The sequence below is a fragment of the Streptomyces sp. SID3212 genome, from assembly GCF_009865405.1.
In the GTDB taxonomy this organism is placed as follows: Bacteria; Actinomycetota; Actinomycetes; order Streptomycetales; family Streptomycetaceae; genus Streptomyces.
Map to the genome: position 1 here is coordinate 1 of NZ_WWJY01000569.1, position 921 is coordinate 921.

A 921-nucleotide genomic window follows, 5' to 3' on the forward strand; every position below is an offset into this window, starting at 1 on the left:
CGGCGAGCGCGGGCCTGCGGCACGCGGCCGAGACCGCGACGGCGGCGCAGGGCCTCACCGACCTGCCGTGGTACGACGCCCGCCGTCTGGACATCGACCTGCTGCTGTGGCGGCTGCGGGACCACCCGGACCTGGCGGCCTTCGTGGACCGCGCGATCGGCCCGCTGCGCGCCCACGACAGGACGGCGCGGCCCGCCCTGCTGCCCACCCTGGAGGTCTTCCTGGCGCACGCGGGCCGCAAGGCGGAGACGGCGCGTGAGCTGCATCTGAACCGCCAGACGCTGTACAACCGGCTGGCGCGGATCGCGGAGCTGCTGGGCACCGACCTGGACGACCCGCAGACGGTGCTGGCCCTGAGCCTGGCGCTGCGCGCCCGCCGCCACGCGCCGTGAAACCGTCAGGCCGGACTCCTCCGCTCAGCGGACCCGTCGCGGCTGTGTCAACTCGTCGTAGACGCTGAGCATCTGGGCGATCGAGTCCTCCTCCGTCGGCCACGTCGCCGCCTGCGCCCGGCCCGCCGCCGCGAGTTCCTTCCTGCGGTCCGCGTCGCCGAGGAGCCGTACCACCGCCGCCGAGAGCGCCACCGCGTCGCCGTACGGCACCAACTCGGCGGCGTCGCCCACCAGATCGGGGTTGCCGCCGACCGACGTGGCGACGAGGGGCACGCCGAGGCGCAGCGTCTCCTGCGCGAGGACGGAGCGGGCCTCCCAGCGGCTGGTGAGCAGCACCAGGTCGGCGGCGTCGAGGAGTTCGCCGACGTCGTCCCGGCGGCCGACCAGCCGGACGGGCAGGTCCGCGCTGTCGATACGGCGCTGGAGCCGCGCCCGCTCCCGGCCCTCGCCCGCGACGACGAGCAGCGGGACGGGGTCGAGGCCGCGCCACGCGGCGGCCGCGTCGAGCAGGGTGTCGTACCCCTGATGC

Annotated in this window: 2 protein-coding genes; one reads left to right on the forward strand and one right to left on the reverse strand. The window is 76.0% G+C overall.

The annotated features are described in order from the left end of the window. A partial coding sequence (locus GT042_RS17065; protein WP_161309574.1) for a helix-turn-helix domain-containing protein occupies positions 1-392 on the forward strand: 392 nt, incomplete at its 5' end. Positions 393-416: 24 nt separating this feature from the next. Here GT042_RS17065 and GT042_RS17070 read toward each other — a convergent pair. Next, positions 417-921, reverse strand: a 505-nt coding sequence (locus GT042_RS17070) for a glycosyltransferase (protein WP_161309575.1), incomplete at its 5' end; no start/stop codon positions are given.